Origin of the sequence: Pseudomonas chlororaphis subsp. chlororaphis, assembly GCF_003945765.1 — a bacterium.
Lineage (GTDB): Bacteria > Pseudomonadota > Gammaproteobacteria > Pseudomonadales > Pseudomonadaceae > Aquipseudomonas > Aquipseudomonas chlororaphis.
The window spans coordinates 6,326,510-6,353,018 of the sequence record NZ_CP027712.1; the positions used below are offsets into that span (position 1 = coordinate 6,326,510).

The 26,509-nt window shown below is 63.7% G+C and carries 25 protein-coding genes and 1 riboswitch; of the genes, 15 read left to right on the forward strand and 10 right to left on the reverse strand.

Features of this window, described 5'->3' with window-relative positions:
* Window positions 1–133 precede the first annotated feature (133 nt).
* From C4K27_RS28825 to C4K27_RS28840, 4 genes are all read left to right on the forward strand, one after another.
* Window positions 134–1,129: an ArsR/SmtB family transcription factor gene (locus C4K27_RS28825; protein ID WP_053262951.1), complete on the forward strand. Its 996-nt coding sequence runs from the start codon at window positions 134–136 to the stop codon at window positions 1,127–1,129.
* Window positions 1,130–1,148: 19 nt separating this feature from the next.
* A complete protein-coding gene (metK, locus tag C4K27_RS28830; protein WP_053262952.1) occupies window positions 1,149–2,339 on the forward strand; it encodes a methionine adenosyltransferase in 1,191 nt (396 codons plus the stop codon).
* 246 nt (window positions 2,340–2,585) lie between these two features.
* Window positions 2,586–4,271: an NAD-dependent DNA ligase LigB gene (gene ligB / locus C4K27_RS28835; RefSeq protein WP_053262953.1), complete on the forward strand. Its 1,686-nt coding sequence runs from the start codon at window positions 2,586–2,588 to the stop codon at window positions 4,269–4,271.
* Between the two features lie 97 nt (window positions 4,272–4,368).
* Complete coding sequence (locus C4K27_RS28840) at window positions 4,369–4,764, forward strand: DUF1090 domain-containing protein (RefSeq protein ID WP_053262954.1); 396 nt, start codon at window positions 4,369–4,371, stop codon at window positions 4,762–4,764.
* 52 nt (window positions 4,765–4,816) lie between these two features.
* Here C4K27_RS28840 and C4K27_RS28845 read toward each other — a convergent pair whose 3' ends face one another.
* Window positions 4,817–5,266 carry a c-type cytochrome gene (locus C4K27_RS28845; protein WP_007922344.1) on the reverse strand — a complete coding sequence of 150 codons (450 nt, stop codon included), beginning with the start codon at window positions 5,264–5,266 and terminating at the stop codon, window positions 4,817–4,819.
* A 128-nt stretch (window positions 5,267–5,394) separates the two neighbouring features.
* Between C4K27_RS28845 and mltA the strand changes: the two genes are divergently transcribed.
* A complete protein-coding gene (mltA, locus tag C4K27_RS28850) occupies window positions 5,395–6,570 on the forward strand; it encodes a murein transglycosylase A (protein ID WP_009045987.1) in 1,176 nt (391 codons plus the stop codon).
* A 48-nt stretch (window positions 6,571–6,618) separates the two neighbouring features.
* Here mltA and C4K27_RS28855 read toward each other — a convergent pair whose 3' ends face one another.
* Together C4K27_RS28855 and C4K27_RS28860 are read right to left on the reverse strand one after the other, a co-directional pair.
* Window positions 6,619–7,005, reverse strand: coding sequence for an MAPEG family protein (locus C4K27_RS28855; protein ID WP_007922347.1), 387 nt, complete (start codon window positions 7,003–7,005; stop codon window positions 6,619–6,621).
* 36 nt (window positions 7,006–7,041) lie between these two features.
* Window positions 7,042–7,875, reverse strand: coding sequence for an EamA family transporter (locus tag C4K27_RS28860; protein WP_053262955.1), 834 nt, complete (start codon window positions 7,873–7,875; stop codon window positions 7,042–7,044).
* A 208-nt stretch (window positions 7,876–8,083) separates the two neighbouring features.
* On the opposite strand from C4K27_RS28860, the gene C4K27_RS28865 reads away from it, so the two are divergent.
* Together C4K27_RS28865 and C4K27_RS28870 are read left to right on the forward strand one after the other, a co-directional pair.
* Window positions 8,084–9,253, forward strand: a complete 1,170-nt coding sequence (locus C4K27_RS28865) for an MFS transporter (protein ID WP_053262956.1) — start codon at window positions 8,084–8,086, stop codon at window positions 9,251–9,253.
* 181 nt (window positions 9,254–9,434) lie between these two features.
* Complete coding sequence (locus tag C4K27_RS28870) at window positions 9,435–10,694, forward strand: cation:proton antiporter (protein WP_053262957.1); 1,260 nt, start codon at window positions 9,435–9,437, stop codon at window positions 10,692–10,694.
* On the opposite strand, the gene C4K27_RS28875 is transcribed toward C4K27_RS28870, so the two are convergent.
* Complete coding sequence (locus C4K27_RS28875) at window positions 10,688–11,575, reverse strand: formate/nitrite transporter family protein (RefSeq protein ID WP_053262958.1); 888 nt, start codon at window positions 11,573–11,575, stop codon at window positions 10,688–10,690. The two genes, C4K27_RS28870 and C4K27_RS28875, sit on opposite strands and share 7 nt — an antisense overlap.
* Window positions 11,576–11,675: 100 nt before the next feature.
* Window positions 11,676–12,080 carry an acyl-CoA thioesterase gene (locus tag C4K27_RS28880; protein WP_007932525.1) on the reverse strand — a complete coding sequence of 135 codons (405 nt, stop codon included), beginning with the start codon at window positions 12,078–12,080 and terminating at the stop codon, window positions 11,676–11,678.
* A 197-nt stretch (window positions 12,081–12,277) separates the two neighbouring features.
* A riboswitch (S-adenosyl-L-homocysteine riboswitch) is annotated at window positions 12,278–12,384 on the forward strand.
* A 22-nt stretch (window positions 12,385–12,406) separates the two neighbouring features.
* Between C4K27_RS28880 and ahcY the strand changes: the two genes are divergently transcribed.
* From ahcY to C4K27_RS28905, 5 genes are all read left to right on the forward strand, one after another.
* Complete coding sequence (gene ahcY, locus C4K27_RS28885) at window positions 12,407–13,816, forward strand: adenosylhomocysteinase (RefSeq protein ID WP_009045993.1); 1,410 nt, start codon at window positions 12,407–12,409, stop codon at window positions 13,814–13,816.
* A gap of 189 nt (window positions 13,817–14,005) precedes the next feature.
* Window positions 14,006–14,851 (forward strand): methylenetetrahydrofolate reductase [NAD(P)H], encoded by an 846-nt coding sequence (metF, locus tag C4K27_RS28890; RefSeq protein ID WP_007932530.1) that lies wholly within the window; start codon window positions 14,006–14,008, stop codon window positions 14,849–14,851.
* A gap of 82 nt (window positions 14,852–14,933) precedes the next feature.
* Window positions 14,934–16,016, forward strand: a complete 1,083-nt coding sequence (locus C4K27_RS28895) for a hypothetical protein (RefSeq protein ID WP_053262959.1) — start codon at window positions 14,934–14,936, stop codon at window positions 16,014–16,016.
* Between the two features lie 55 nt (window positions 16,017–16,071).
* On the forward strand, window positions 16,072–16,887 hold the full coding sequence (locus C4K27_RS28900; RefSeq protein WP_053262960.1) for a substrate-binding periplasmic protein: 816 nt from the start codon (window positions 16,072–16,074) through the stop codon (window positions 16,885–16,887).
* Window positions 16,888–17,112: 225 nt separating this feature from the next.
* Window positions 17,113–18,969: an RNA helicase RhlE2 gene (locus tag C4K27_RS28905; RefSeq protein WP_053262961.1), complete on the forward strand. Its 1,857-nt coding sequence runs from the start codon at window positions 17,113–17,115 to the stop codon at window positions 18,967–18,969.
* A gap of 107 nt (window positions 18,970–19,076) precedes the next feature.
* On the opposite strand, the gene C4K27_RS28910 is transcribed toward C4K27_RS28905, so the two are convergent.
* Together C4K27_RS28910 and C4K27_RS28915 are read right to left on the reverse strand one after the other, a co-directional pair.
* The gene (locus C4K27_RS28910) at window positions 19,077–19,676 is read right to left on the reverse strand and encodes a YceI family protein (protein ID WP_007932534.1); all 600 of its coding nucleotides are present in this window, start codon (window positions 19,674–19,676) and stop codon (window positions 19,077–19,079) included.
* Between the two features lie 32 nt (window positions 19,677–19,708).
* The gene (locus C4K27_RS28915; RefSeq protein WP_053262962.1) at window positions 19,709–20,263 is read right to left on the reverse strand and encodes a cytochrome b; all 555 of its coding nucleotides are present in this window, start codon (window positions 20,261–20,263) and stop codon (window positions 19,709–19,711) included.
* A 280-nt stretch (window positions 20,264–20,543) separates the two neighbouring features.
* On the opposite strand from C4K27_RS28915, the gene C4K27_RS28920 reads away from it, so the two are divergent.
* Window positions 20,544–21,950: an adenosylmethionine--8-amino-7-oxononanoate transaminase gene (locus C4K27_RS28920; protein ID WP_053262963.1), complete on the forward strand. Its 1,407-nt coding sequence runs from the start codon at window positions 20,544–20,546 to the stop codon at window positions 21,948–21,950.
* A 93-nt stretch (window positions 21,951–22,043) separates the two neighbouring features.
* Window positions 22,044–22,763, forward strand: coding sequence for a 16S rRNA (uracil(1498)-N(3))-methyltransferase (locus C4K27_RS28925; protein ID WP_053262964.1), 720 nt, complete (start codon window positions 22,044–22,046; stop codon window positions 22,761–22,763).
* Between the two features lie 109 nt (window positions 22,764–22,872).
* On the opposite strand, the gene C4K27_RS28930 is transcribed toward C4K27_RS28925, so the two are convergent.
* Genes C4K27_RS28930 through C4K27_RS28940 form a run of 3 tightly spaced genes read right to left on the reverse strand, consistent with a single transcriptional unit; the run spans window position 22,873 to window position 25,422 of the window.
* Window positions 22,873–23,775 carry a transporter substrate-binding domain-containing protein gene (locus tag C4K27_RS28930; RefSeq protein WP_007932538.1) on the reverse strand — a complete coding sequence of 301 codons (903 nt, stop codon included), beginning with the start codon at window positions 23,773–23,775 and terminating at the stop codon, window positions 22,873–22,875.
* A gap of 27 nt (window positions 23,776–23,802) precedes the next feature.
* Entirely contained in the window at window positions 23,803–24,153 is a 351-nt protein-coding gene (locus tag C4K27_RS28935) for a RidA family protein (RefSeq protein WP_007932539.1), read from the reverse strand.
* 27 nt (window positions 24,154–24,180) lie between these two features.
* Window positions 24,181–25,422, reverse strand: coding sequence for a D-amino acid dehydrogenase (locus tag C4K27_RS28940; protein WP_053262965.1), 1,242 nt, complete (start codon window positions 25,420–25,422; stop codon window positions 24,181–24,183).
* Between the two features lie 107 nt (window positions 25,423–25,529).
* On the opposite strand from C4K27_RS28940, the gene C4K27_RS28945 reads away from it, so the two are divergent.
* Entirely contained in the window at window positions 25,530–26,444 is a 915-nt protein-coding gene (locus C4K27_RS28945) for a LysR family transcriptional regulator (RefSeq protein WP_009051293.1), read from the forward strand.
* Window positions 26,445–26,509 lie beyond the last annotated feature (65 nt).

Sequence of the window (26,509 nt, forward strand, 5' to 3'; positions counted from 1 at the left end):
GCCTGATGAAACCATTCCGCGGTTCGTTTGTAGAACACAGGGACCTGCGTTAAGTGCCACCTATCGACCAATATCAAAACTTTTTGATATTGGTCTTGCGAGGTTGGGGGTGCGTCACTAGACTGCTGGCCTTATGAATTTACGCGCGCCTTCCATGAAGCATGACGACTGCGACGAGCTGGCGACCCTGTGCAAGGCCGGCGGCGATCCGCTGCGGTTGAATGTATTGCGCGCGCTGGCCAACGACTCGTTCGGCGTACTGGAACTGGCACAGATCTTCGCCATCGGCCAATCCGGCATGAGCCACCACCTGAAGGTCCTGGCCCAGGCCGACCTGGTGGCAACCCGCCGCGAAGGCAACGCGATCTTCTACCGGCGCGCCCTGCCCCACACCGAACTGCTGGGCGGCAGGCTGCACGCCGCCCTGCTGGATGAAGTGGACAACCTGACGCTGCCCGGCGAAGTGCAATCGCGTATCGGCCTGGTGCACCGCCAGCGGGCGGCCGCCAGCCAGGACTTTTTCTCACGGGTCGCGGAGAAGTTTCGCGCCCAGCAGGACCTGATCGCAGGACTGCCCCAGTACCGCGAAAGCGTGCTGGCGCTGCTCGACAAGCTGCACTTCACAGACACCGCCACGGCGATCGAAGTCGGCCCCGGGGATGGCAGTTTCCTGCCGGAACTGGCCCGTCGTTTCGCCCGGGTGACCGCGCTGGACAACAGCCCGGCCATGCTCGAACTGGCACGCCAGGTCTGTGAACGCGAAACGCTGGCTAACGTCAGCCTGCAATTGGCCGATGCACTGAATGGCGTGAGCCTGGCGGCCGACTGCGTGGTGCTGAACATGGTCCTGCACCATTTCGCCGCGCCAGCCGATGCGCTAAAACGCCTGGCCGGCTTGCTGCAACCGGGCGGCAGCCTGTTAGTGACAGAGCTGTGCAGCCACAACCAGAGTTGGGCCAGGGAGGCCTGCGGTGATCTCTGGCTGGGGTTTGACCAGGATGATCTGGCCCGCTGGGCCACCGCTGCGGGACTGGTTCCCGGAGAAAGTCTGTATGTAGGTTTACGTAATGGTTTCCAGATCCAGGTCCGCCACTTTCAGCGACCGGCTGGCGACACTCACCATCGGTAAATTTTAGGAAACCGTCGAGATGAGCGAATACTCCCTTTTCACCTCCGAGTCCGTGTCTGAAGGGCATCCGGACAAAATCGCCGACCAGATTTCCGATGCGGTGCTGGACGCCATCATTGCCCAGGACAAGCACGCCCGCGTAGCGGTGGAAACCCTGGTCAAGACCGGTGTGGCCATCGTCGCCGGCGAAGTCACCACCTCGGCCTGGGTTGACCTGGAGCAGATCGTTCGTGACGTCATCACCGACATCGGCTACACCAGCTCCGACGTCGGTTTCGACGGTGCGACCTGCGGCGTGCTGAACATCATCGGCAAGCAGTCCCCCGACATCAACCAGGGTGTCGACCGCGCCAAGCCTGAAGACCAGGGCGCCGGCGACCAGGGCCTGATGTTCGGCTACGCCAGCAACGAAACCGATGTGCTGATGCCGGCCCCGATCACCTTCTCGCACCAACTGGTGCAGCGCCAGGCCGAAGCCCGCAAGTCCGGCCTGCTGCCGTGGCTGCGTCCGGATGCCAAGTCCCAGGTCACCTGCCGCTACGAAGGCGGCAAGGTGGTCGGCATCGACGCCGTGGTCCTGTCGACCCAGCACAACCCTGACGTGTCGTACAAAGACCTGCGCGAAGGCGTGATGGAACTGATCGTCAAGCACGTGCTGCCGGCCGAGCTGCTGTCCAAGGACACCCAGTTCCACATCAACCCGACTGGCCAGTTCATCATCGGCGGCCCGGTCGGCGACTGCGGCCTGACCGGTCGCAAGATCATCGTCGACAGCTACGGCGGCATGGCCCGTCACGGCGGCGGCGCGTTCTCCGGCAAGGACCCATCGAAGGTCGACCGTTCGGCCGCCTATGCCGGTCGTTACGTGGCCAAGAACATCGTCGCCGCCGGCCTGGCCGAGCGCTGCGAGATCCAGGTGTCCTACGCCATCGGCGTGGCGCAACCGACTTCGATCTCGCTGAACACCTTCGGCACCGGCAAGATCAGCGACGACAAGATCATCAAGCTGGTGCGCGAAGTGTTCGACCTGCGTCCGTACGCGATCACCACCATGCTCGACCTGCTGCACCCGATGTACCGCGAAACCGCGGCCTACGGCCACTTCGGCCGTACCCCGCAAACCAAGACCGTGGGTGATGACACCTTCACCACCTTCACCTGGGAAAAGACCGACCGCGCCGAAACCCTGCGCGCCGCTGCCAACCTGTAATCCCGGCAGCGCTTACCCAAGCCCCGCACGGCTCGCCTTGCGGGGCTTTTTTGTGGCTGAAGGTTTCATGATTTGCAGGGCGCTCCTACGGGGTCAGCCTGATTTCTAGGGGTATAAGGCGGCTCGCGAAAAAACTGGCGCATCGTCCAACCAGCCCGCGAAATACCCGGCAATCCATACGCCCTTTCTCCCTCCCGCCCACCCCTCTAGCCTGCAGCCTGACTCCCCCGAGCAAGGATGCTCCCCATGCCCTACAGAGCCACACTATTGGCCGCAATCCTCCTGAGCGCCATCGCCCTGCCAAGCGTCGCCAGCCCGTGCCCCGACTGGACACCTGCCCAGGCGCAAACCGAAACGGCCACCCTGCAACAGCAAATCAATCGCTGGGACGACAGCTACCACCGTGAAGGCCTGTCGCCGGTGACTGACGAGCTCTACGACCAGTCCCGCGCCCGGCTCGAACATTGGCAAAGCTGTTTCCCCACCGTCAGCGCAGACCGCGCCAACCCGCTACGCACCGCACGCGGTACTGTCCCGCACCCCATTCCCCATACCGGCGTGGAGAAACTGGCCGATGAAAGTGCCGTACGCCAGTGGCTCGCCGGCCGCGAGGAGGTCTGGGTCCAGCCCAAGATCGACGGCGTGGCCGTGACCCTGATCTATCACCAGGGACGCTTCCAGCAAGCCATCAGCCGCGGGGATGGCCTTCAGGGCCAGGACTGGACCGGGCCCGCGCAACTGATAAGCGCCATCCCCAAACGCCTGCCCGAACCTCGGGATCTGCTGCTACAGGGCGAGCTCTATTGGCGCCAGAACGATCACATACAGGCCAAGGCCGGCAGCCTGAATGCCCGCGGCCAGGTCGCCGGCCTATTGGCCCGCAACCAGCTGGACCCTCAGCAAGCCAGCCGGATCGGCCTGTTCGTCTGGGACTGGCCCCAAGGCCCGAGCACCCTGGCGCAGCGCCTGGCCGACCTCAAGGCCCTGGGGTTTACCCACAGCAGCGAATACAGCCAGCGCGTCAGTACGTTCGCCGAGGTCCGGCACTGGCGAGAGCACTGGTATCGCTCGGCCCTGCCCTTCGCCAGCGATGGCATCGTCCTGCGCCAGAGCCGACGTCCAGAGGCGCAACGCTGGCAGGCCAAGGCGCCCTATTGGATCGCCGCGTGGAAATACCCGTTCGCCCAGGCCCTGGCCAGGGTGCGCAAGGTCGACTTCAAGATCGGCCGCACTGGCCGGATCACCCCGATGCTCGAACTGGAGCCGGTCCTGCTCGACGACCGGCAGATCAGGCGGGTCAGCGTCGGCTCGCTGCCGCGCTGGCAAAAGCTGGATATCCGCCCTGGCGATCAGGTGTCGATCAGCCTCGCCGGCCTGACCATCCCGCGCCTGAACGCGGTGATACTGCGCACGCCCCAGCGTGTTCCGCTGCAGGTTCCGGATGCCTCGGCCTTCCATGCGCTCAGTTGCTGGCACCCCCTGCCCGGCTGTGAGAGCCAGTTCCTCGCACGCTTGACCTGGCTGAGCGGAAAATCCGGGCTGGACCTGCCCCATGTCGGCGCCGGCACCTGGGAGAAGCTGGTGGACGCCGGACTGATCAACGGCTTGGTCGATTGGTTGACCCTTGAACCTGCAGAGCTTGCTAACATTACCGGCCTTGGCGAACGCAGCATCGCGCGTTTGCTGAGCAGCCTGCACAGCGCCCGCCGGCAGCCGTTTCATCGCTGGCTCAAAGCCCTTGGACTGCCACCGACCGGCGACGCCAGGCTCGAAGATGGCTGGGCGGCGCTGGCGGCCAGAACCACCGAACAATGGCAGGCCCAAAGCGCTATCGGCCCGGGACGCGCCGCTCAGTTGAGCGCCTTTTTCCGCGATCCGCAGGTCCTGGCCTTGAGTGAAGAATTACGTGCCGCCGGAATCGAAGGCTTCTGAGGCTTTTACAGCCGGCAGCGTTGAACCCCGGGGACGCAGATGGCTCAAACAGCCCGTCGCCCCACTCCTGCTATTCATCTTTTCACATGGAGCCTTTATGAAATTTCTTGCACCGCTCACCCTCTTCGCCGCATTCGCCCTGACAACCCCAGCCCTGATGGCCGCCGAGCAGGCCCCGGAACTCACCGGCTGCGCCGCCAAGCGCCAGGCCATCAGCACCCAGTTCGAACAGGCCAAGGCCCACGGCAACAGCGAACAACAGGCCGGCCTGGAAAAAGCCCTGAACGAAGTCACCGCGAACTGCACCGACGCCTCGCTGAAAAAGGAACGCGAAAACAAGGTGCTGGACGCCAAGCACGAAGTCAGCCGGCGCCAGACCGACCTGGACAAGGCCATGAAAAAAGGCGACGCCGAGAAGATCAACAAGCGCAAGGACAAGCTGGCCGAGTCCCGCAAGGAATTGCAGGAAGCCCTCGACGAACTGGACAAGTAAGTTCGAGCCGCTGCGGCAGATGTGCCCGCCGCAGACACCTCAGGCGACAGGATCAGTGATCACGAAACTCTTTATGGCAGGCGCTGCAGGCATCTTCGACTTTCTGCACCGCCGGCCCCAGGTTGCTGGCCTTGTATGGCTGGACCTTGCTGGCGATGACCAGTTCACCGGTGGCCGCCTCGAGGGTACGGGCCAGTTCCTGGAAACGTGCCTGCTTCTGCCAGACATCGTCAGTCGCGCTGCTGTGCTCCTGTTCCTTGACCTGCGGGAAGTGCTTCCAGGGTTCGTGGGACAGGTTGTCCAGCTTGATCGCGCCTTCGGTAAAGCGCGGGCCGTCGAACGGGATACGCCCACGGAGCATGCCGCCCAGGTCTTCACCGGTCTTGAGCATCTGTTTGAAGATCGCCTTGCGCTGACCCAGCGGGGAGTTCGGATCGACACCGCCGCAGGCGGACAACGTCAGGCAGGCCAGCAATACAACAGAGAGTCTTTTAAGCGTCATGGCGGCTTCGGGTCACGGGAAACGGCCGCCAGTATCCTCGCCTGTCCGGCAAAGACCAATAGCCCTATTAACAATATGGATTGCCTGACGTTGCCATGTGCCCAGGCAAGCCACAAAGGAAGTACCCAATGAACACCCGTTTCAAGCTGTGGCGTCGACACCTGGCCTGGGCCTTGCCGACCGCGATCCTGCTGGCCGGATGCAATGGCGGCGAAGTCGGCAAGCCACCCCAGCCCCATGCCATCGCCACCTATACCAGCGCCAGTTGGGAAACCTTGCCCACTGTGTCCGACGACGACCTGCTGGCCGGCTTCGGTTCCTGGCGCAGCGCCTGCACCCGGCTGAAAGCCGACCCGGTGTGGGGCCCGACCTGCGCGACGGCGGCCAATGTGCCGCTCACCGCCCTCGATGTCCGCAGCTTTCTCAAGCAGCACCTGGACGTCTACGGCCTGCGCTCGGCCAGTGGCAGCAGCAACGGCCTGATCACCGGCTACTACGAGCCGGTCTATCCGGGCAGCCTGACCCAGACCCAGGCCGCGTCAGTACCGGTCTATGGCGTGCCGGAAGACATGATCATCGTCGCCCTCGACAGCATTTATCCCGAACTCAAGGGCAAGCGCCTGCGCGGCCGCCTCGAAGGCCGGGTGCTGAAACCCTACGACGATGCCGCGACCATCGAGACCAAGGGGGTCAAGGCGCCGGTGATTGCCTGGCTGACTGACCCGATGAACCTGCAATTCCTGCAGATCCAGGGCTCGGGTCGTATCCAGCTGGAAGACGGGCGCCAGTTGCGCATCGGTTATGCCGACCAGAACGGCCACCCCTACCGCCCCATCGGCCGCTGGCTGGTGGATCAGGGCGAGCTGAAGAAAGAAGACGTGACCATGGGCACCATCGCGGCCTGGGCCAAGGCCAACCCCAATCGCATCCCGGAATTGCTGGGCAGCAACCCCAGCTACGTGTTCTTCAACCGCAACCCGGACAGCAACGAAGGCCCGCGCGGCTCGCTGAACGTACCGCTGACGTCCGGCTACAGCGTGGCGGTGGACCGCAAGGTGATTCCGCTGGGCAGCCTGTTATGGCTCTCCACCACCAGGCCCGATGGCAGCAGCCTGATCCGCCCGGTGGCGGCACAGGACACCGGTGGCGCGATCGCCGGCGAAGTTCGCGCCGACCTGTTCTGGGGCACCGGCGACGCGGCCGGGCAACTGGCGGGAGACATGAAACAGCAGGGCCAGATCTGGATGCTCTGGCCCAAGGGCGCCACGCTGCCGAAAGTGCCTGAAGTCACCGACAGCAAATAGCCCTGGCACCGCTGCCGCCTCTTCGAGAGGCGGCGGCAGTGACGAAGGTCAGATCGAAACGAAAAAGAAGCTGGCAATCAGCGCCATGCCGACGAACCACACCAGCGACCGCAGGATCGCCCAGTCCGCCAGGTAGCAGATGATGTACAGCAGGCGGCTGGTGATGAACAGCACCGCCAGCACATCGATGGTCACCAGTTCGGCGACGTTGGCGATGTGGGCAATGATCACCCCCGCGGCAAAGGCCGGGGTCACTTCAAAACTGTTGAGCTGCGCCGCTTGCGCCCGCCGGGCGAAACCCTCGAGGGTCTCGAGGTAGGCCCGCGGGTCATGGTTCTGCCGCAGGCCAAAGTTGCCCCCGCTGAACTTGGCGATGCTGTTGCACAGGTACGGCAGGAAGATGGCGATCAATACACACCAGAAAGCGACGGTCATGGCAGAGTCCTTTTTAAAGTCATGAGGGGAGCGGGGTCAGAACTTCATCACCAGCATGCCGATCAGCACCAGCCCACAAGCTAAGAGCCGAGGTCGGCCGAAAGGTTCTTTCAGGTAACGCATACCGAACAACACCACCAGGATCACGCTGATTTCCCGCAGCGCCGCCGCCTCGGCGATCGATCCCAGCTGCATGGCCCACAGCACCAGAGCGTAGCTGAACAATACGCAGAACCCGACGCTCAACCCCAGCCTCCATTGCTCGCGCCAGAACAGGCTGAAGGCCGCACGCTTGCGCAACAGCGCCAGCAACGGAAAGGGCCAGGCGCTGAGCAGCGTCACCCACACCAGGTAATCCAGCGGATGGGACCAGCGGCGCAATGCCTGGCCGTCGATAAAGGTGTAGCAACCGATGCACAGGCCGATCAGCGCCACCACCGGCAACATCGACCATGGCAGGCGGTCGCCGCCACCGCCCTGCCACAGCAGGCACAGCATGCCGAAAGGGATCAACAGGATGCCGAGGATCTGCTGGGGGCTGAGCACCTCGCCCGCGAAGATCAGGGTCAGGGCCAGCACCACCAGGGGCGAAAGGCCGCGCATCAGTGGATAAACCAGACCCAGGTCACCAACCCGATAGGCCTGGATCAGCAGGTAGCGGTAGAGCAACTCGAAAACCGCCGACGCCAGGATCCACGGCCAGACCTGCAACGGCGGCCACTCGACGAACCCCAGCATCAATGCCACGAACAACAAGGCGACGCTGTCCATGCAGGCCACCACCAATAACCGTTCGCCACTGAATTTGATCAGGGTATTCCACACCGCATGCAGCAGCGCCGCCGCCAGAACCAGAGTTGTCGCCAGCACCTCACACTCCCTGTTTGCGATAAGAGAATCGATTCACCTAAGGGCCTCGGCTGTCTATACTGACGCCGACCACGCCGCACTCAGTTGCGCATATCCATTCCAATAATTCCTGCCGCTGCCGATCCGCCGGACCTGATCCGATGGAGGAGCAATGCCGGCATGCGTATGCCTGATCAGGGCGTCAAGACTACAGACAGAGAATCCTCGCATGCCACTCGCCTTGCTCGCACTGGCTGTTGCCGCCTTCGGCATCGGTACCACTGAATTCGTCATCATGGGCCTGCTGCCCGATGTCGCCCGCGACCTGTCCGTCAGCATTCCCCATGCCGGCCTGCTGATTACCGGTTACGCCCTGGGCGTGGTGTTCGGCGCGCCGATCCTCGCCGTCGGCACCGCCAACATGCCGCGCAAGGCCACGCTGCTGGGCATGACCCTGATGTTCATCCTCGGCAACGTGCTCTGCGCGCTGGCGCCGAACTACGCCACGCTGATGGCCGCGCGGGTGATCACCGCGCTGTGCCACGGCGCGTTTTTCGGCATCGGTTCGGTGGTCGCCGCCAGCCTGGTGGCGCCGAACAAACGCGCCCAGGCGATCGCCATGATGTTCACCGGCCTGACCCTGGCCAATGTGCTCGGCGTGCCGCTGGGCACGGCACTGGGGCAATACGCCGGCTGGCGCTCGACCTTCTGGGCGGTGTCGGTGATCGGGGTGCTCGCCGCCATTGCCCAGTGGTTCTGGCTGCCCCGGCACATCGCCATGGACAAGGCCAACCTGGCCAGCGAGTTCAAGGTCCTGGGCAAGACCAACGTGCTGCTGGCCCTGGGCATGAGCGTGCTGGCCTCCACCAGCCTGTTCAGCGTCTTCACCTATATCGCGCCGATCCTGCAGGACGTCACCGGCGTCAGCCCCCATGGCGTGACCATCATGTTGCTGCTGTTCGGCGTCGGCCTGACGGCCGGCAGCATGCTCGGCGGCCGCCTGGCCGACAGCCGCCTGCTGCCGTCGCTGGTGGCCATGGCGCTGGCCGTGGTGTTGGTGCTGGCCGCGTTCAGCCAGACCAGCCACATGCTGATCCCGGCGGCGATCACGTTGCTGCTGTGGGGGATTTTCGCCTTCGCCCTGTGCCCGATCCTGCAATTGCTGATCATCGACCAGGCCCATGAAGCGCCCAACCTGGGCTCGACCCTGAACCAGAGCGCCTTCAACCTGGGTAACGCTGCCGGTGCCTGGATCGGCGGCCTGGTCGTCGCCAGCGGTGCCGACCTGGCCGACCTGCCGTGGACCGGCGCACTGGTCGGCGGACTGACGGTGCTGACCGCGCTGCTGTTCATTCACCTGCAACGTCGCCAGGCGGCCGCGATCAATGTATCCGGCTGAGCCCCGACGAGCGCGCGACTGACCCACGGTCGCCTGCAGAACCGCGCACTGGCCGACCGGCTCACCGACAGAAGAATCTGAACTTTCCTTGTCGGTGTGCCCCGGGCCGCCAGCAGCCCATCAAACCCTTGCCCGATGGCTTTCGGGCTTTCTTTTCACGTTTCTATCCAAGGGACTCCGGATGCTTGAACTCGTTGCCGCCTTCATCTGCCTGACCACCCTGCTCACCTACGTCAACTTCCGCTTCATCGGCCTGCCGCCGACCATCGGGGTAATGGTCACCGCCCTGCTGTTTTCCCTGCTGCTGCAAGGCTTGAGCTTCCTCGGCTATCCCGGCCTGGAAGAGCATGTGCAACAGCTGATCGGCCAGATCGACTTCGGCGACCTGCTGATGAACTGGATGCTGTCGTTCCTGCTGTTCGCCGGCGCCTTGCACGTCAACCTCAACGACCTGCGCAGCTATCGCTGGCCCATCGGCCTGTTGGCCACGGTCGGCGTACTGATCGCCACGTTCGTCATCGGCAGCCTGGCCTACTGGATCTTCGGCCTGTTCGGCTGGCACGTGAGCTTCCTCTATTGCCTGCTGTTCGGCGCCCTGATCTCGCCGACCGACCCGATCGCGGTGCTCGGCGTGCTGCGTACCGCCAACGCCTCCAAGCCGCTGAAAACCACCATCGTCGGCGAGTCGCTGTTCAACGACGGCACCGCGGTGGTGGTGTTCACCGTGCTGCTGGGTATCGCCCAGCTCGGCGAAACCCCGACCATCGGCGCCACCGCCCTGCTGTTTGCCCATGAGGCCATCGGCGGCGTGGTGTTCGGCGGGCTGATCGGCTACCTGGTGTACCTGATGATCAAGAGCATCGAGCAACACCAGATCGAGGTGATGCTGACCCTGGCCCTGGTGATCGGCGGCTCGGCGATGGCCAGCGAACTGCACGTCTCGGCACCGATCGCGATGGTGGTGGCGGGCCTGATCATCGGCAACCTGGGACGCAACCTGGCGATGAACGACATGACCCGGCGTTACCTGGACGGTTTCTGGGAACTGCTCGACGACATGCTCAACGCCCTGCTGTTCGCCCTGATCGGCATGGAGCTGTTGCTGCTGCCGTTCAACTGGCTGCACCTGCTGGCCGCGAGTCTGCTGGCGGTGGCGATCGTGCTGTCGCGCCTGCTCACCGTGGCTCCGGCCATCGTCCTGCTGCGCCGCTGGCGCAGCGTGCCGCGCGGCACTATCCGGGTACTGACCTGGGGCGGCCTGCGCGGCGGGGTTTCGGTGGCGCTGGCCCTGGCCCTGCCATTGGGCCCGGAGCGCGACCTGGTGCTGAGCATCACCTACATCGTGGTGCTGTCGTCGATCCTCCTGCAGGGCCTGACCATCGGCAAACTGGTGCGCCATGTCACCCAGGATGCACCGGAGGTCACCCAGGACACTCACTGATCGTTTTTTGATCGATCGCGGACCCGCCCAGGGTCCGCAGTCGTTTTTGGCAGGCCACTTTCACTGCGCACCTGGGCATGGCTGATCAGGGCGAAGATGAAGCTGCCGCCGATGATGTTCCCCGCCAGCGTCGGCCCGGCGAACACCCACCAGAAATCCCGCCACGGCAACTCACCGGCGAACACCAGGTACGAGACCTCCACCGAACCGACCACGATATGAGTGAAGTCCCCCAGGGCCATCAGGTAAGTGATCAGGATGATGATCCACATCTTGGCGCTCTCCATGGACGGGATCATCCAGACCATGGTGGCGATCATCCAGCCGGAGACGATGCCCTTGGCGAACATCTGTCCGGCATCGTTCTCCATGACCTTGCGCCCGATATCGAGGAAGGCCAGGTCGGTCCTGGTGTCGAAAATCGGCAGGTGCAGCATCACGTAGGCCACCAGCAGCGTGCCGCACAGGTTGCCCACCAGGACCACGCCCCACAAGCGACACAGGCGCGCGAAATTGCCCAGGGTGGGTTTGCTCATGATCGGCAGCACAGCCGTCAGGGTGTTTTCGGTGAACAGTTGCTGGCGCGCCAGGATCACCGCCAGGAAACCCGCGCAGTAACCGAAACTGGCAATCACCTTGAACCCTTCGCCGTCGGGCAGGCGCGAGTCGAGCAGGCCCATGCCCATCAGCGACAGGCCCATGGTCAGGCCGGCGGCCAGGGCCGACCACCAGAGCGCCGCGACGCTGCGCTCCAGCTCCTTGTCGCCCTGGGTGCGGATGATCTCGTGCAAGACCGCCGCGCGGGGCGGCTGGTTCTTGTCTACGTCGTGCTGCTCTTCGGAAGAAAGGCCCGGGGTCTTGCCGTCTGTCTGCACGTTAATGGCTCCTGAACCTGTGGGTACCTTGTCAGGTACGACATCCGGGGTTCAGGGCTCGTTCAGTGCCCTCATGCAGGAGCCGACAGACTCACGCCCACAGCGGTCAGGCGATGGGCTCGTCGTCCTTGAACTGGTCTTTCACGTACCGGATCTCGGTACGACCGTGAGGAGCCGGCAAACCGTCCTCGCCCAGGTTGACGAAGACCATCTTCTCGACGGTGAGGATGCTCTTGCGGGTGATCTTGTTGCGCACTTCACAGGTCAGGGTGATCGAGGTCCTGCCGAACTCGGTGGCGGTGATGCCCAGCTCGATGATGTCGCCCTGGCGCGAGGCGCTGACGAAGTTGATTTCGGAAATGTACTTGGTGACCACGCGCTGGTTGCCCAGCTGGACGATGGCGTAGATCGCCGCTTCTTCGTCGATCCAGCGCAACAGGCTGCCGCCGAACAGCGTGCCGTTGGGGTTGAGGTCTTCGGGTTTTACCCATTTGCGGGTGTGGAAATTCATACTCACTCCTGACCGTCTTGCCGATTGATGCCGGCATCATGGCAGACCCCGGCGCAGAGCTCTATTGAGCTTCTACTATGGTCGCGATAACCGTTCGATCATCGTCCGACAGAAATCCTTGGGAAGTCGCTGGCAGACGGCTATAATCGCCTCCGTTTCAAAACGGTAACGATCACCTGATACCGTTTTCCCGCCACCTGTCCGAGGGGCGCTGCAGCAGGTTCGACCTGTCAGGCTCGGATGGGGCGTTGTCTGGCCGTGATGGTTCGGTCAGTCACTAAACGCACAACGGCGCCCATTCGCATACTTACGAATGGAGGCTCTTCATGAGCGCTGTCATCACGCCTGCAGATTTTACCGACTACAAAGTCGCCGACATGTCCCTGGCCGCCTGGGGCCGTCGCGAAACCATCATCGCCGAATCGGAGATGCCGGCCCTGATGGGTCTGCGTCGCAAGTACGCCGCTGAACAACCGCTCAAGGGCGCGAAGATTCTCGGCTGCATCCACATGACCATCCAGACTGCCGTGCTGATCGAAACCCTGGTTGCCCTGGGTGCCGAAGTACGCTGGTCATCCTGCAACATCTTCTCGACCCAGGACCAGGCCGCTGCCTCCATCGCCGCCGCCGGTATCCCGGTATTCGCCTGGAAAGGCGAGACCGAGCAAGAGTACGAGTGGTGCCTGGAGCAGACCATCCTCAAGGATGGCAAGCCTTGGGACGCCAACATGATCCTCGACGACGGCGGCGACCTGACCGAGCTGCTGCACAAGAAGTACCCGCAGGTGCTGGATCGCGTCCACGGCGTGACCGAAGAAACCACCACCGGCGTGCACCGCCTGCTGGACATGCTGGCCAAGGGCGAGCTGAAGATCCCGGCCATCAACGTCAACGACTCGGTGACCAAGAGCAAGAACGACAACAAGTACGGCTGCCGTCACAGCCTGAACGATGCGATCAAGCGCGGTACCGACCACCTGCTGTCCGGCAAGCAAGCGCTGGTCATCGGCTACGGTGACGTGGGCAAGGGCTCGGCCCAGTCCCTGCGCCAGGAAGGCATGATCGTCAAGGTTTCCGAAGTCGACCCGATCTGCGCCATGCAGGCCTGCATGGACGGTTTCGAACTGGTTTCGCCGTTCATCGACGGCATCAACACCGGCACCGAAGCGAGCATCGACAAGGCTCTGCTGGGCAAGATCGACCTGATCGTGACCACCACCGGTAACGTCAATGTTTGCGACGCAAACATGCTCAAGGCCCTGAAGAAGCGCGCCGTTGTCTGCAACATCGGTCACTTCGACAACGAAATCGACACCGCTTTCATGCGCAAGAACTGGGCATGGGAAGAAGTGAAGCCGCAGGTGCACAAGGTTCACCGCACCGGCCCAGGCGCTTTCGACGCCCAGAACGACGACTACCTGATCCTGCTGGCCGAAGGCCGCCTGGTGAACCTGGGCAACGCCACCGGTCACCCAAGCCGCATCATGGACGGTTCGTTCGCCAACCAGGTTCTGGCGCAGATCTTCCTGTTCGGCCAGAAGTACGCCGACCTGTCGCCAGCCCAGAAAGCCGAGCGCCTGACCGTTGAAGTACTGCCCAAGAAACTCGACGAAGAAGTGGCCCTGGAAATGGTCCGCGGCTTCGGTGGCGTGGTCACCCAACTGACCAAGCAGCAGGCTGACTACATCGGCGTCACCGTCGAAGGCCCGTTCAAGCCGCACGCTTATCGGTACTAAGAGCAGTTGCAAGCCTTGAGCTTCAAGCGGCAAGCAAAGGCCACAAGCCGTGCTTGTCGCTCGAAGCTTTCGGCTTCGTCCCTATTTGCTTAAACAGTTTCAAGCAGCCCGTTCCAGGCACAAGAGCTGAGCGCACCTCCGCTACTCTTGCAGCTTGTGGCTTGCAGCTTGTAGCTGGAGGTTCCCTCCATGTCCCAAGACCGTCGCTACAGCTTCGAGTTCTTCCCGACCAAGACCGATGCTGGGCATGAAAAACTGCTCGCCACTGCCCGCCAGCTGGCCAGTTACAACCCCGACTTCTTCTCCTGCACCTACGGTGCCGGTGGCTCGACCCGCGACCGCACGATGAACACCGTGCTGCAGCTCGAAAGCGAAGTGAAGATCCCCGCCGCACCGCACCTGTCTTGCGTGGGTGACAGCAAGGCCGACCTGCGTGGCCTGTTGACCCAGTACAAGGCCGCCGGCATCAACCGTATCGTTGCCCTGCGCGGCGACCTGCCTTCGGGCATGGGCATGGCCAGCGGCGAGTTGCGTCACGCCAACGACCTGGTGAGCTTCATTCGTGAAGAGACTGGCGACCACTTCCACATCGAAGTGGCGGCGTACCCGGAAATGCACCCACAGGCGCGCAATTTCGAAGACGACCTCAACAACTTCGTGCGCAAGGCCAACGCCGGCGCCAACAGTGCGATCACCCAGTATTTCTTCAACGCCGACAGTTATTTCTACTTCGTCGAACGCGTGCAACAAATGGGTGTGAACATCCCGATCGTGCCCGGCATCATGCCAATCACCAACTACAGCAAGCTGGCGCGTTTCTCCGACGCCTGCGGCGCGGAAATCCCGCGCTGGATCCGCAAGCAACTGGAAGCCTACGGCGACGACAGCCAAAGCATTCAGGCGTTCGGCGAACAGGTCATCACCGAAATGTGTGAGCGTTTGTTGCAAGGCGGTGCGCCAGGATTGCACTTCTATACTCTGAACCAAGCCGAGCCAAGCCTGGCCGTCTGGAACAACCTGAAGCTGCCGCGTTAACCGCCCGACAGCATCGGAAAAAGGCCTTGGCGAAATCCAGGGCCTTTTTTTTAACCCCCATACATCCGAAGGATCGCCGTAGATGTCCACAGGCAGCACCGCAGCACGCCCACAATTGATCTATCTGGTTTACGGCGCCGCGACCTATCACCAGGAAGCCGCGTTCAGTATTGCCAGCGCCCTGGCCGGGCTGCGCGAAACACCGGGCGAAGCCCTCGATATCCAGGTCTTCACCGACAATCCCGCGCCTTACCGCGACCTGCCTGTGCGCGTGCGCCCCTTGGACGAAAACACCCGCCAGGCCTGGATCGCCCCACACGGCTACCACTTTCGCGCCAAGCACGTGGTGATGCAGCAGGTACTGCAAGAGTCCGAACTGGCGTTGCTGATCGACACCGATACCTTTTTCCACTGCTCGCCGCTGGAGCTGTTTCGCCGCATCCAGCCCGGCACCCTGCTGTGTAACGCATTCGGCATGTGCTACGGCGCCAACAAGGAGTCCGGCCTCTACCAGTGCCTGGCCGGCTTGCTGCGGGAACGCAAACTCGCCGACGACCAGATGCCGTTGCTGAACTCCGGCGTGATCGGCCTGCACCGCGCGGACGCCGATGTGCTGGACCGTTCCATCGCCCTGATGGACGAGCTGTACCCGCTGGCCAACGGCGCCTACACCCTCGAAGAGTTCTGCCTGTCGGTGGCGGCTTATCGCACCAAGAAGGTCCGCGAATGCCCCGACCTGATCCACCACTACTGGAGCCGCAAGCAGCTGTTTCGCGCCAAGATCAAGGCCTGGCTGGACAAGCACGGCGCAGCACCCACCAACACTGTCGCCCTGGACGAAACCCGCCTGGTCACCGCGACCCTGCCACGCCCGCCGGCGTTGCAACGCCTGGCCTACAAGATCGTGACCCTGGCCCTGCCCGGGCACCAGCGGCAGTTCATGCGCGAAATCCTCTACGGCTGCTACCGCCACACCAACGAATTCGACCAGGCCTGCGCCCCGGTCTGGTGGGAGAAAGCCCGGGAAAACGCCGAAGGCCGCCTGAAAAAACCGCTCAACAGCCATCAACTCGAGCGCTGGTTCAACCACCCGGTGATTCGCCTGGTACTGGGCCAGCGGCGCAAGGCCATCTACCTGCATCTGATCGAGACAAAGGCTGACTGAGGCTTGAGCTAGACGGCCTCTAGCATTGGACGACCTCCCGTCGTAATCTCCAGCGATGCCCGTCATTGCCCAGCTGCTGACAGCCTGTATCTGCGCTTGCCTGAGCCTCACCGCCCATGGCGAGAAGCTGCGCATTGTCACCGAGCCCTGGGCCCCTTATGTCTATGAGGAACAGGGCAAGGCCCAGGGCCTGGATTACGAAACCACGGCGATCGTCTTCCAGCGCCTGGGGATCGAAGTCGAATGGCAGTTCCTGCCCTGGAAACGTTGCCTGGCCATGCTCGAACAAGGCCAGGCCGACGGTGCCCTGGACATCTTTCACAGCAACGAACGCGAAAGCAGCCTGCTCTACCCCAGCGAGCCGCTGTCGGACGTCGAGTTCGTGATGTTCTATGCCAACGCCCGGCCCTTTCCGTTCCGTACCCTGGAAGACTTGCGCGGGCTCACCGTGGGCACCTCCCCCGGCTACCTGTACAGCCAGGACTTCAGGGAATCCACCCTGTTCAAGCACGAACCGGCGCCGACCCACGAAGCCAACTTCGGCAAGCTGCTGCGCGGCCGTATCGACCTGCTGATCACCGATCGCCGGGTCGGCCAGCACCTGCTCGACCAACTGAACATTCGCCAGCAGATCACCGAGAATCCGGTGGTCATCAGCCGCCAGAGCCAGTTTCTGGCGGTGCGGCGCAATGCCGGCATGGACTTGCTGGTGCAGCGTTTCGGCGCCGAACTCAAGCGCTTCAAGCGCGAGCCGGCCTACGCCGAACTGAGCGCCCGCTATGGCGCGGCGCCGGCCATCGCCGACTCAAGCGCAATGCCGCCCGGCACACCGCGCAAAACCGTTGAGCAGCAGGAAAGCAGCGCACGCTGATTGCTCTGTTATACTCCGGCCTTCCCGCCAGGCTCACGCCCGGACGCTCGATCCTGTTCAAGGCATCTCGATACCGCTACAGCGCAGCCACAAGGCCCGCGCGAGCCCTCGCCGATGAGCCTTCAGGAGCCAGCAGGACCGGACGGGATTGCGTCCTCTTAAACGCCATTCGCGCCAGGCAAGACTATCCCTCTGGGCCAAGCCCTCACTAAAACAGGATTACTCATGTCCTTTGCTTCCCTCGGTCTCTCCGAGGCTTTAGTCGGCGCCATCGAAGCCGCCGGCTACACCCAGCCTACTCCGGTGCAACAGCGGGCCATTCCCGCCGTGTTGCAAGGTCGCGACCTGATGGTCGCGGCACAGACAGGTACTGGTAAAACCGGCGGTTTCGCCCTTCCGATCCTGGAACGGTTGTTTCCCAACGGTCACCCGGACAAATCCCAGCGTCACGGCCCGCGCCAACCGCGCGTACTGGTCCTGACCCCGACCCGCGAACTGGCCGCGCAAGTGCACGAGAGCTTCAAGGTCTATGCCCGCGACCTGAAGTTCGTCAGTGCCTGCATCTTCGGTGGCGTCGGCATGAACCCACAGGTTCAGGCCATGGCCCGTGGCGTCGACGTGCTGGTGGCCTGCCCCGGCCGCCTGCTCGACCTGGCCGGCCAGGGCAGCGTCGACCTGTCCCACGTGGAAATCCTCGTGCTCGACGAAGCCGACCGCATGCTTGACATGGGCTTTGTCCATGACGTGAAGAAAGTCCTCGCGCGCCTGCCCGCCAAGCGCCAGAACCTGCTGTTCTCCGCGACCTTCTCCAAGGACATCACGGACCTGGCCGGCAAGCTGCTGCACAACCCCGAGCGCATCGAAGTCACGCCGCCGAACACCACGGTCGAGCGTATCGAGCAACGGGTGTTCCGCCTGGCCGCCAGCCACAAGCGTGCCTTGCTGGCCCACCTGATCACCGCCGGCGCCTGGGAACAGGTGCTGGTCTTCACCCGCACCAAGCACGGCGCCAACCGCCTGGCCGAGTACCTGGACAAGCACGGCCTGACCGCCGTCGCCATCCACGGCAACAAGAGCCAGAACGCCCGTACCAAGGCCCTGGCCGACTTCAAGGCCGGTGAAGTGCGGATCCTGGTCGCCACCGATATCGCCGCCCGTGGCCTGGACATCGACCAGCTGCCACACGTGGTCAACTTCGAGCTGCCGAACGTCGACGAAGACTACGTGCACCGTATCGGCCGTACCGGCCGTGCCGGTCGTTCGGGCGAAGCGATCTCGCTGGTCGCGCCAGACGAAGAGAAGCTGCTCAAGAGCATCGAGCGCATGACCAAGCAGAAGATCCCCGACGGCGATCTGATGGGCTTCGATGCCAGCGCCGTGGAAGCCGAGAAACCGGAAGTGCGCGAGCGTCCGGACGTGCGTAACCCACGCAATTCCCGTGGCCCGCGTGGCGACGGTCCGAATGGCGGCGGTGGCGGCGGCGGCCGTAAAGACAAAGGCAAGGACAAGGGCAAGGACAAACCGGCCGCTCGCGGCGACCGTCCGGCCCGTGAGCAGAAGCCTCGCGAAGGCACCCCGGCCCGCGAACAGCGCCAGCCGACGCCACGCGCCGACCGCGCCCCGGATGAGTTCCTGGACGACGACGTGGATAACTTCGGCAATCGCGCCGACTACGTCAGCCCGTACCAGAACAAGAACAACCAGGGCCGCGGCCGTCGTCCTGGCGCGCCAGCCCAGGGTGCAACCAGCAGCAACGCGCCACGCAGCGGCGGCCAGGGTCGCTCCGGCGGTCCGCGCACCAGCAACGGTGCCAGCACCGGCACCCCGCCTGCCAAGCGCAACGGCCCACGCAGCGGCGCTCCACGTGACGGCCAGGCCCGTCGCGAAGAGTCGCGCAATCGTCGTCCGGCCCGTGACGACCAGTCGCGTCAGGAGCCGGCGGTGCAGAACCCGCGCGGCAACCAGCCGAAGATCATGCACAAGGAGTCGAAAGCCGACCGCTTCCCGACACCCGAGCAGCTCGATCAACTGCCAAGCCGTCCACGTGGCGAGAAACCAGCCTTGCTGACCCGCAATCGCTGAAGTTTTCGCGACAATAAAAAACGCCCCTGATCTCGCGATCAGGGGCGTTTTTTTATGATCTCTGTAGCCGCTGCCGAGCCTGCGAGGCTGCGGCTACAGGCGAAGCATTACTTCGCTTTCACACCTTCGAAGGTGATGTACAGCTGAACGGTGTCGGACTGCGGGCCAACATCCATCCCGTCCTTGTTGAACTCTTTACGGCTGATGCTGGTGGTGCCTTCAAAACCGGCACGGTAGCCGCCCCATGGATCCTTGCCTTCACCCAGGAAGGTGGCCTTGACCACGATAGGCTTGGTCACACCGTGGAAAGTCAGGTCGCCAGCCACATCGGCGGTCTGCTTGCCATCAGCATTCTTGCCGGTTGGCTTGACGCTGGTGGAAACGAACTTCGCGTCAGGGAATTTGCCCGACTCCAGGAAGTCCTTGCTGTTGACGTGCTTGTCACGCTCGGCGTGGTTGGTGAACACGCTGGCGGTGCGCACGTTGACTTCGATCTTGGCGTCTTCAGGCTTGGCCGCGTCGAAGCTGAACTTGCCGTCCAGGTCCTTGAAAGTACCGGTGATGAAGCTGTAGCCCAGGTGGCTGATCTTGAAGTCGACGAAGGCGTGCTGGCCTTCCTTGTCGATCACGTAGTCCGCGGCCATCGCCTGACCGGCAGACAACAGAGCAGAACCGATTGCCAGAGCGGCGAGAGTCTTTTTCAACATGCTTTCTATTCCTTTTGAGTCGAGGTTGAGCATCAGGCTTTTTTGCGCCCCAGCATACGAGCCAGGGTCGCGTCACGATCGATAAAGTGGTGTTTCAAGGCAGCCAGAGCATGCACTCCGGCGAAGATCACCAGGGCCCAGGCCAGGTACAGATGCACCTCGCCGGCCACATCTGCCTGGTCCGGCAGTCCGGAAACCAGGGCAGGAATTTCAAACAGGCCAAACACCGGAATCCCGACACCGTCTGCGGTGGAAATCAGGTAACCGGCAATCATCACAGCGAACAGACTGAGATAAAGGAAGGCATGGCCGAAGGTGGCGCCCAGGCGCGTCAGGCGACCGTGGTTGGCCGGTGCCGGCGGCGGCGGGCTGACAAAGCGCCACAGCACCCGCAGCAACATGATCGCGAACAGCGTCAAGCCAATGCTCTTGTGCAGGTCCGGCGCATCTTTGCGCCAGGCACTGTAGTAATCCAGGCCGACCATCCACAGGCCCAGGGCGAACAATCCAAAGACTGCCAGCGCCACGCTCCAGTGCAGAAAAATGCTTACCCAGCCGTAGCGGGAAGAAGAGTTACCTAGCTGCATCACTTGAATCCTGTAAGAACTGCTGCCCAAGACTATCGATTTAACTATCGAATTAAAGCGGAAATTTTCGCTTTGAAATATCGAGAAATACGATGTTGATCCTACGAACACTAAATTAACCAGGCATTAAGGTCTACGGGGGAAAAACGTGACAGACCGTCCTGCGACCGCGACCAATTCGCCCTTCCGGGCATGCAATGGGTTGTGACACGGCCTGGCATTGCATAGGCTTGCGCGATTGTTTGCTCGCGTACTTCGAGCCGCCTCCAGGAGACTGAACATGGGCCTCAACAACCAGTGGATGCAACGCGATCTCGCGGTGTTATGGCATCCCTGCACCCAGATGAAAGACCACGAGCAGCTGCCGCTGATCCCGATCAAGCGCGGCGAAGGCGTGTGGCTGGAGGACTTCGAAGGCAAACGCTACCTCGACGCGGTCAGTTCCTGGTGGGTCAACGTGTTCGGCCACGCCAATCCGCGCATCAACCAACGCATCAAGGATCAGGTCGATCAACTGGAGCACGTGATCCTCGCCGGCTTCAGCCATCAGCCGGTGATCGAGCTGTCCGAGCGCCTGGTGAAAATGACTCCCGAAGGCCTGACCCGCTGCTTCTATGCCGATAACGGCTCGTCGTGCATCGAAGTGGCGATGAAGATGAGCTTCCACTACTGGTTCAACCGCGGTCAGAAAGACAAGAAGCGCTTCGTCACCCTGACCAACAGCTACCACGGCGAAACCATCGCCGCGATGTCGGTGGGCGATGTACCGCTGTTCACCGAGACCTACAAGGCCCTGCTGCTGGACACTATCAAGGTGCCAAGCCCGGACTGCTACCTGCGCCCCGAAGGCATGAGCTGGGAAGAACACTCGCGCAACATGTTCGCGGCCATGGAGCAGACCCTGGCGGAACACCACGACAGCGTTGCCGCGGTGATAGTCGAGCCGCTGATCCAGGGCGCCGGCGGCATGCGCATGTACCACCCGGTGTACCTCAAGCTGCTGCGCGAGGCCTGCGACCGCTACGGCGTGCACCTGATCCATGATGAGATCGCCGTCGGCTTCGGCCGCACCGGCACGATGTTCGCCTGCGAACAGGCCGGCATCCGCCCGGACTTCCTCTGCCTGTCCAAGGCCCTGACCGGCGGCTACCTGCCGCTGGCCGCGTGCCTGACCACCGACGAAGTCTATAGCGCCTTCTACGACGACTACCCGACCCTGCGCGCCTTCCTCCACTCCCACAGCTACACCGGCAACCCGCTGGCCTGTGCGGCGGCGCTGGCGACCCTGGATATCTTCGAGCAGGACAACGTCATCGAGAACAACCAGGCGCTGGCCCAGCGCATGGCCAGCTCGACCGCGCACCTGGCGGATCACCCGCACGTTGCCGAAGTCCGCCAGACCGGCATGGTGCTGGCCATCGAGATGGTCCAGGACAAAGCGAGCAAGACGGCTTATCCGTGGCAGGAACGCCGTGGCCTGAAAGTCTTCCAGCACGCCCTGGAGCGTGGCGCCCTGCTGCGTCCGCTGGGCAGCGTGGTGTATTTCCTGCCGCCCTACGTGATCACCCCGGAGCAGATCGACTTCCTCGCCATCGTTGCCAGCGAAGGCATCGATATCGCCACCAGCGACAAGGTCAGCGTGGCGGTGCCCAAGGACTTCCACCCAGGCTTCCGCGATCCGGGTTGAGCCCCTCGCCGGCAAGCCCGCCGTTCTGCAGAAGCGGGCTTGACGCAAAGATCCATTGACCCACCTCGAACCGAATTTTCCCAGAGAACCACCATGAGACTGTCCCGCTTCTTTATCGACGCCCCCCTGAGCCTCGGCGAGCACGAGCTGCCGGAAGCCCAGGCCCACTACATCGGGCGCGTACTGCGCATGGCCGAGGGCGACGCGCTGCAGCTGTTCGACGGTTCGGGCAACGAATTTCGCGGCACGCTGCTGGAAGTCGGCAAGAAGCGCGTGGTGGTCCGGCTCGATGAAAGCTTCGCCGGGCAGGTCGAGTCGCCGCTGCAGATCCACCTCGGCCAGGGCCTGTCCCGGGGCGAGCGCATGGACTGGGCGATTCAGAAGGCCACCGAGCTGGGGGTGAATGAAATCACCCCGATCTTCAGCGAACGCTGCGAGGTGCGGCTCAAGGACGAGCGCGCCGACAAGCGCCTGGCCCACTGGCGCCAGGTGGCCGTCAGCGCCTGCGAGCAATGCGGACGCTCGCGGGTGCCGGTGATTCATCCGCCGGTGCTGCTGGCCGACTGGATCAAGCAGACCCAGGCCGACCTCAAGCTGGTGCTGCACCCGGAGGCCGAGCCGCTGGTGAGCCACGCCAAGCCTGCGACCCTGGCGTTCCTGATCGGCCCGGAAGGCGGTTTGTCCGATGCCGAAGTGGACCAGGCCCAGGGTGCGGGTTTCCTGCCGGCGCGCCTCGGGCCGCGGGTGCTGCGCACCGAAACCGCGCCAGTAGTGGCGCTGGCCGTGGCGCAGCAACTGTGGGGCGATTTCTAACCCGCCCCCGCCTCTGTAGGAGCCAGGCTTGCCGGCGATGGTGGCGCTGCGGTGAGTCAGGCAAAACGCTTCGCGGGCAAGCCTCGCTCCTACAGAGGCGACTCAACGCTTACTCCACCGGATCGCTTACTGGTTTGGCGATGATCGCCTTCAGCTCGCTGGTCATCGGAAATTCCAGGTTCAGGCCCTTGGGCGGAATCGGCTGTTCGAACCAGCGCTGGTAGATGCCGTTGATTTCCCCTGAGCGGTACAGGTCCGCCAGGGTGGCGTTCACCAGTTCCAGGAACTGCGGATCGTCCTTGCGCACCATGCAGCTGTAGATTTCCCGCGACTGCTCCTCGCCGACTACCACCCAGTTGTGCGGATCGCGGGCCTTGGCCCGTTCGCCGTAGAGCAGCGCGTCATCCATGTAGAACGCCGCGGCGCGACCCGATTGCAGCATCTGGAAGGCTTCGCCGTGGTCCTTGGCGCTGATCACGAACATGTCGATCTTGTGCTCGACGTTGTAGCTCTTGAGGAAGCGCTCGTTGGTGGTGCCGGCGGTGGTCACCACGTTCTTGCCGCGCAGGTCGGCAAAACTCTTGATCCCACTGTCCCTGGCGGTCAGCAACTGGCCTTTGACGTAGATGAAGCCGTAGGAAAACGCCACCTGCTTCTGCCGTTCGGCGGTCACCCCGGTGGAGCCGCATTCCAGGTCCACGGTGCCGTTCTGCACCAGCGGAATGCGCGTCTGCGACGTCACCAGGTTGTACTTCACCGCCAGTTGCGGCAGCGCCAGCTTGTCGCGGATGCGTTCGACGACCTTGCTCGCCAGGTCCACCGAATAGCCCATGGGTTTGCCACTGTTGTCACCCACGTAGGAAAACGGCACCGAGGCATCGCGATAACCCAGGGTAATACTGCCGGCGGTGGCGATCTTGCCCAGGGTGCCGGTCAGCGGCGCCTCGCTGGCGTACAGCGGGGAGCCGAGCAACAGGCCCAGGGTGCAGCCGAGCAACGTGATTTTTTGCATTGTTATTCTCCGTTGTGGGTGAAGGCGTTAGCGGCGAACCGCGATGACAGTGATTTCCACCAGGATGTCCGGGCGCGCCAGGGCGGCCTGCACGGTGGTGCGGCTTGGCGCCTGGCCTGGGGACAGCCAGGCCGACCAGACCTCGTTCATCGCGGCAAAGTCCTGCTGGATGTTTTTCAGGTAGAGGGTCGCACTGAGCAGATGATCCTTGTCGCTGCCGGCCTCGGCCAGCAAGGCGTCGATCTTTGCCAGCACTTCGCGGGTCTGGCCGGCGGCATCGGTGGCCTGGCCCGGCACCTGGCCGGAGAGAAACAGCAGATCGGCAAAACCCACGACAGCGCTAAGGCGGTCATTGCTGTGGAGACGCTGGATGGTCATGGGACAGCTCCTTGTACGTGAAAGAAATCAGGCGGCATGGGGCGCGAGCCCCTGCATGTCGATGGAAGTGCGGCGCTGGCCGATCAGCTCGGCCAGCAGGCGCCCGCTGCCACAGGCCAGGGTGAAACCCAGGGCGCCGTGGCCGAGGTTGAGCCACAGGTTGCGGTAGCCGGTGGCGCCGATCAGCGGTACGCCGCTGGGAGTCGCCGGGCGCATGCCGGCCCACTCGATGGCGGCATCGTAGTCACCGGCATTGGCGAAGGTTTCCCGGGCCTGGCGCTGCATCAGGGCCAGGCGCTTGGGGTCCAGGGCCGGGTCGAAACCGACGATATCGACCATGGCCGCCACCCGCAGCTGCTGGCCGATCCGCGCGTAGACGATCTTGCGGTTGTAGTCGGTGATGCTGATTTCCGGCGCCCGGTGCCCCGCGCCGATCGGCACGCTGAGGCTGTAGCCCTTGAGCGGATACAGCGGCAGCTTCAGCCCGGGCAACGCCAGTTCGCCACTGCGATGACCGGCGGCGAGTATCAGTTGGTCCACCGCCAGCACCTCGTCGCCCAGCTCGATGGCCTGCACCTGGCCGCCGGCCTGACGAATACCGGTGACCTGGCGCCCGGTCAGCAGCTGGCAACGGCCGGAAGCCTGCAACCGCGCCACCAGTTGCTGGCAGAAGGCGTGGCAGTCGGCCACTTCTTCGTCCGGGGTGAAGATGCCGCCGACAAAGGGCGCGCCGCCAAGGGTCGGCTCCAGTTCCGTGCATTCACCAGCGGACAGCACCTGCTGCTGGCGCGGATCGGCCAGGCCGTGGCGGGCGTGCTCGAAGCTCGTGGTTTCACGAAAGGTCACCAGCTTGCCGTTGCGCCGCCAGTGAAAACCGTCGAGCCGGTCCTCCTCGCGCCAGCTCTGCAAGGTAGCCTGGCTCAGCAGCGCCAGGCGCAGCAGATGGGCACCGTTGCGGCGGTTGACCGAGCCGCGGCAGGCCGCCAGGAACCCGGCCATCCAGCGCCACTGCGCCGGGTCCAGGCGCAGGCGCAGCTTCAGCGGCGAGTCGCCACGCAGCATCCAGCCCAGGGCCTGCCAGGGCACGCCGGCATCGGCCAGCGGCGCCACGTAGCGGTACGACAGCTGGCCGCCGTTGGCGAAGCTGGTCTGGCTGGCGAAGGCGTCGCGCGCCTCCACCAGGCTGACGTCGAACCCCTCGTGAACCAGGGCGTAGGCGCTGGCCAGGCCAATGACCCCGCCGCCGATGATGCAAACCCGCTGTGCCATGTCAGTCCTTAAAGCCTTGTTGAGCGGGCTTCAGGTTAGGACCAGGTGACAGGCCCGGGACAATGAATAAAGATGGACCACCCATAAACAAAGGTTATGGACCCATCATGCGACTGCGCCATATCGAGATTTTCCAGGCCATCCGCCAGACCGGCTCGATCAGCGGCGCGGCGCAACTGCTGCACGTCTCCCAGCCAGCGGTGACCAAGGTCTTGCAGCACGCCGAGCAGCAGCTGGGCTTCCCGCTGTTCCTGCGGGTCAAGGGCAAGTTGCAGGCCACCCCGGAAGCCCTGGAGCTGGAGCGCGAGGTCGACAAGGTCAGCGAAAGCCTGCAAGGGGTACGGCGCCTGGCCCAGAGCCTGCGTCGCGAGCCGGGCCACAGCCTGCGGATCGGCGCCACGCCGGCGCTGGCCTTGTCCTTGTTGCCGCCGGCCATCAACCAGTGGACCCGGCGCTACCCGGACATCGTCTGCGAGCTGTCCAGCGCCCACAGCCGCGAGCTGGTGCAGAACCTGCTGATGCGCGAGATCGATGTGGCCCTGACCCTGCAACGCCCGGATCATCCGGGGCTGACCGCCCAGGCCCTGGCCAGCGGGGTGCTGGTGGCGCTGGCGCCGCTGGATTACTGGCCCCAGGCGGCCAGGGGCACGCCGCTGCCGCTGATGGAGCTGGCGGGGGCGCCCTTGATCGGCCTGTCCAGCGCCGACCCTCTGGCGGCGAAACTCGACGGTTACCTGAAAGCCGTGGAACCGGCGCCGCGGGTCAGCATCGCTGTGCAGACCTACTCCCTGGCCCGGGCCATGGTCGAATCCGGGGCCGGGCTGGCGGTGATCGACCCCTTCACCGCCCTCGGCGCCTCGCCCGCCAGCACCGCGATTCGCCCGCTGACCCCGGCGCTGCCGATCACCCTGTATGCCGTGACCCGCGCGGCGGAGGCCCTGCCGCACACCTTGAGCAGCCTGCTGGAGATCTTCGGTGGCCGGGCGCAGGAGCAGCTGGATCGGTTGATGACCGGGGATTGAGGCGGCCCTGCCGGGCCTTAATCGCGAGCAAGCTTCGCTCCTACAGGGATGTACGCTACCCGTTG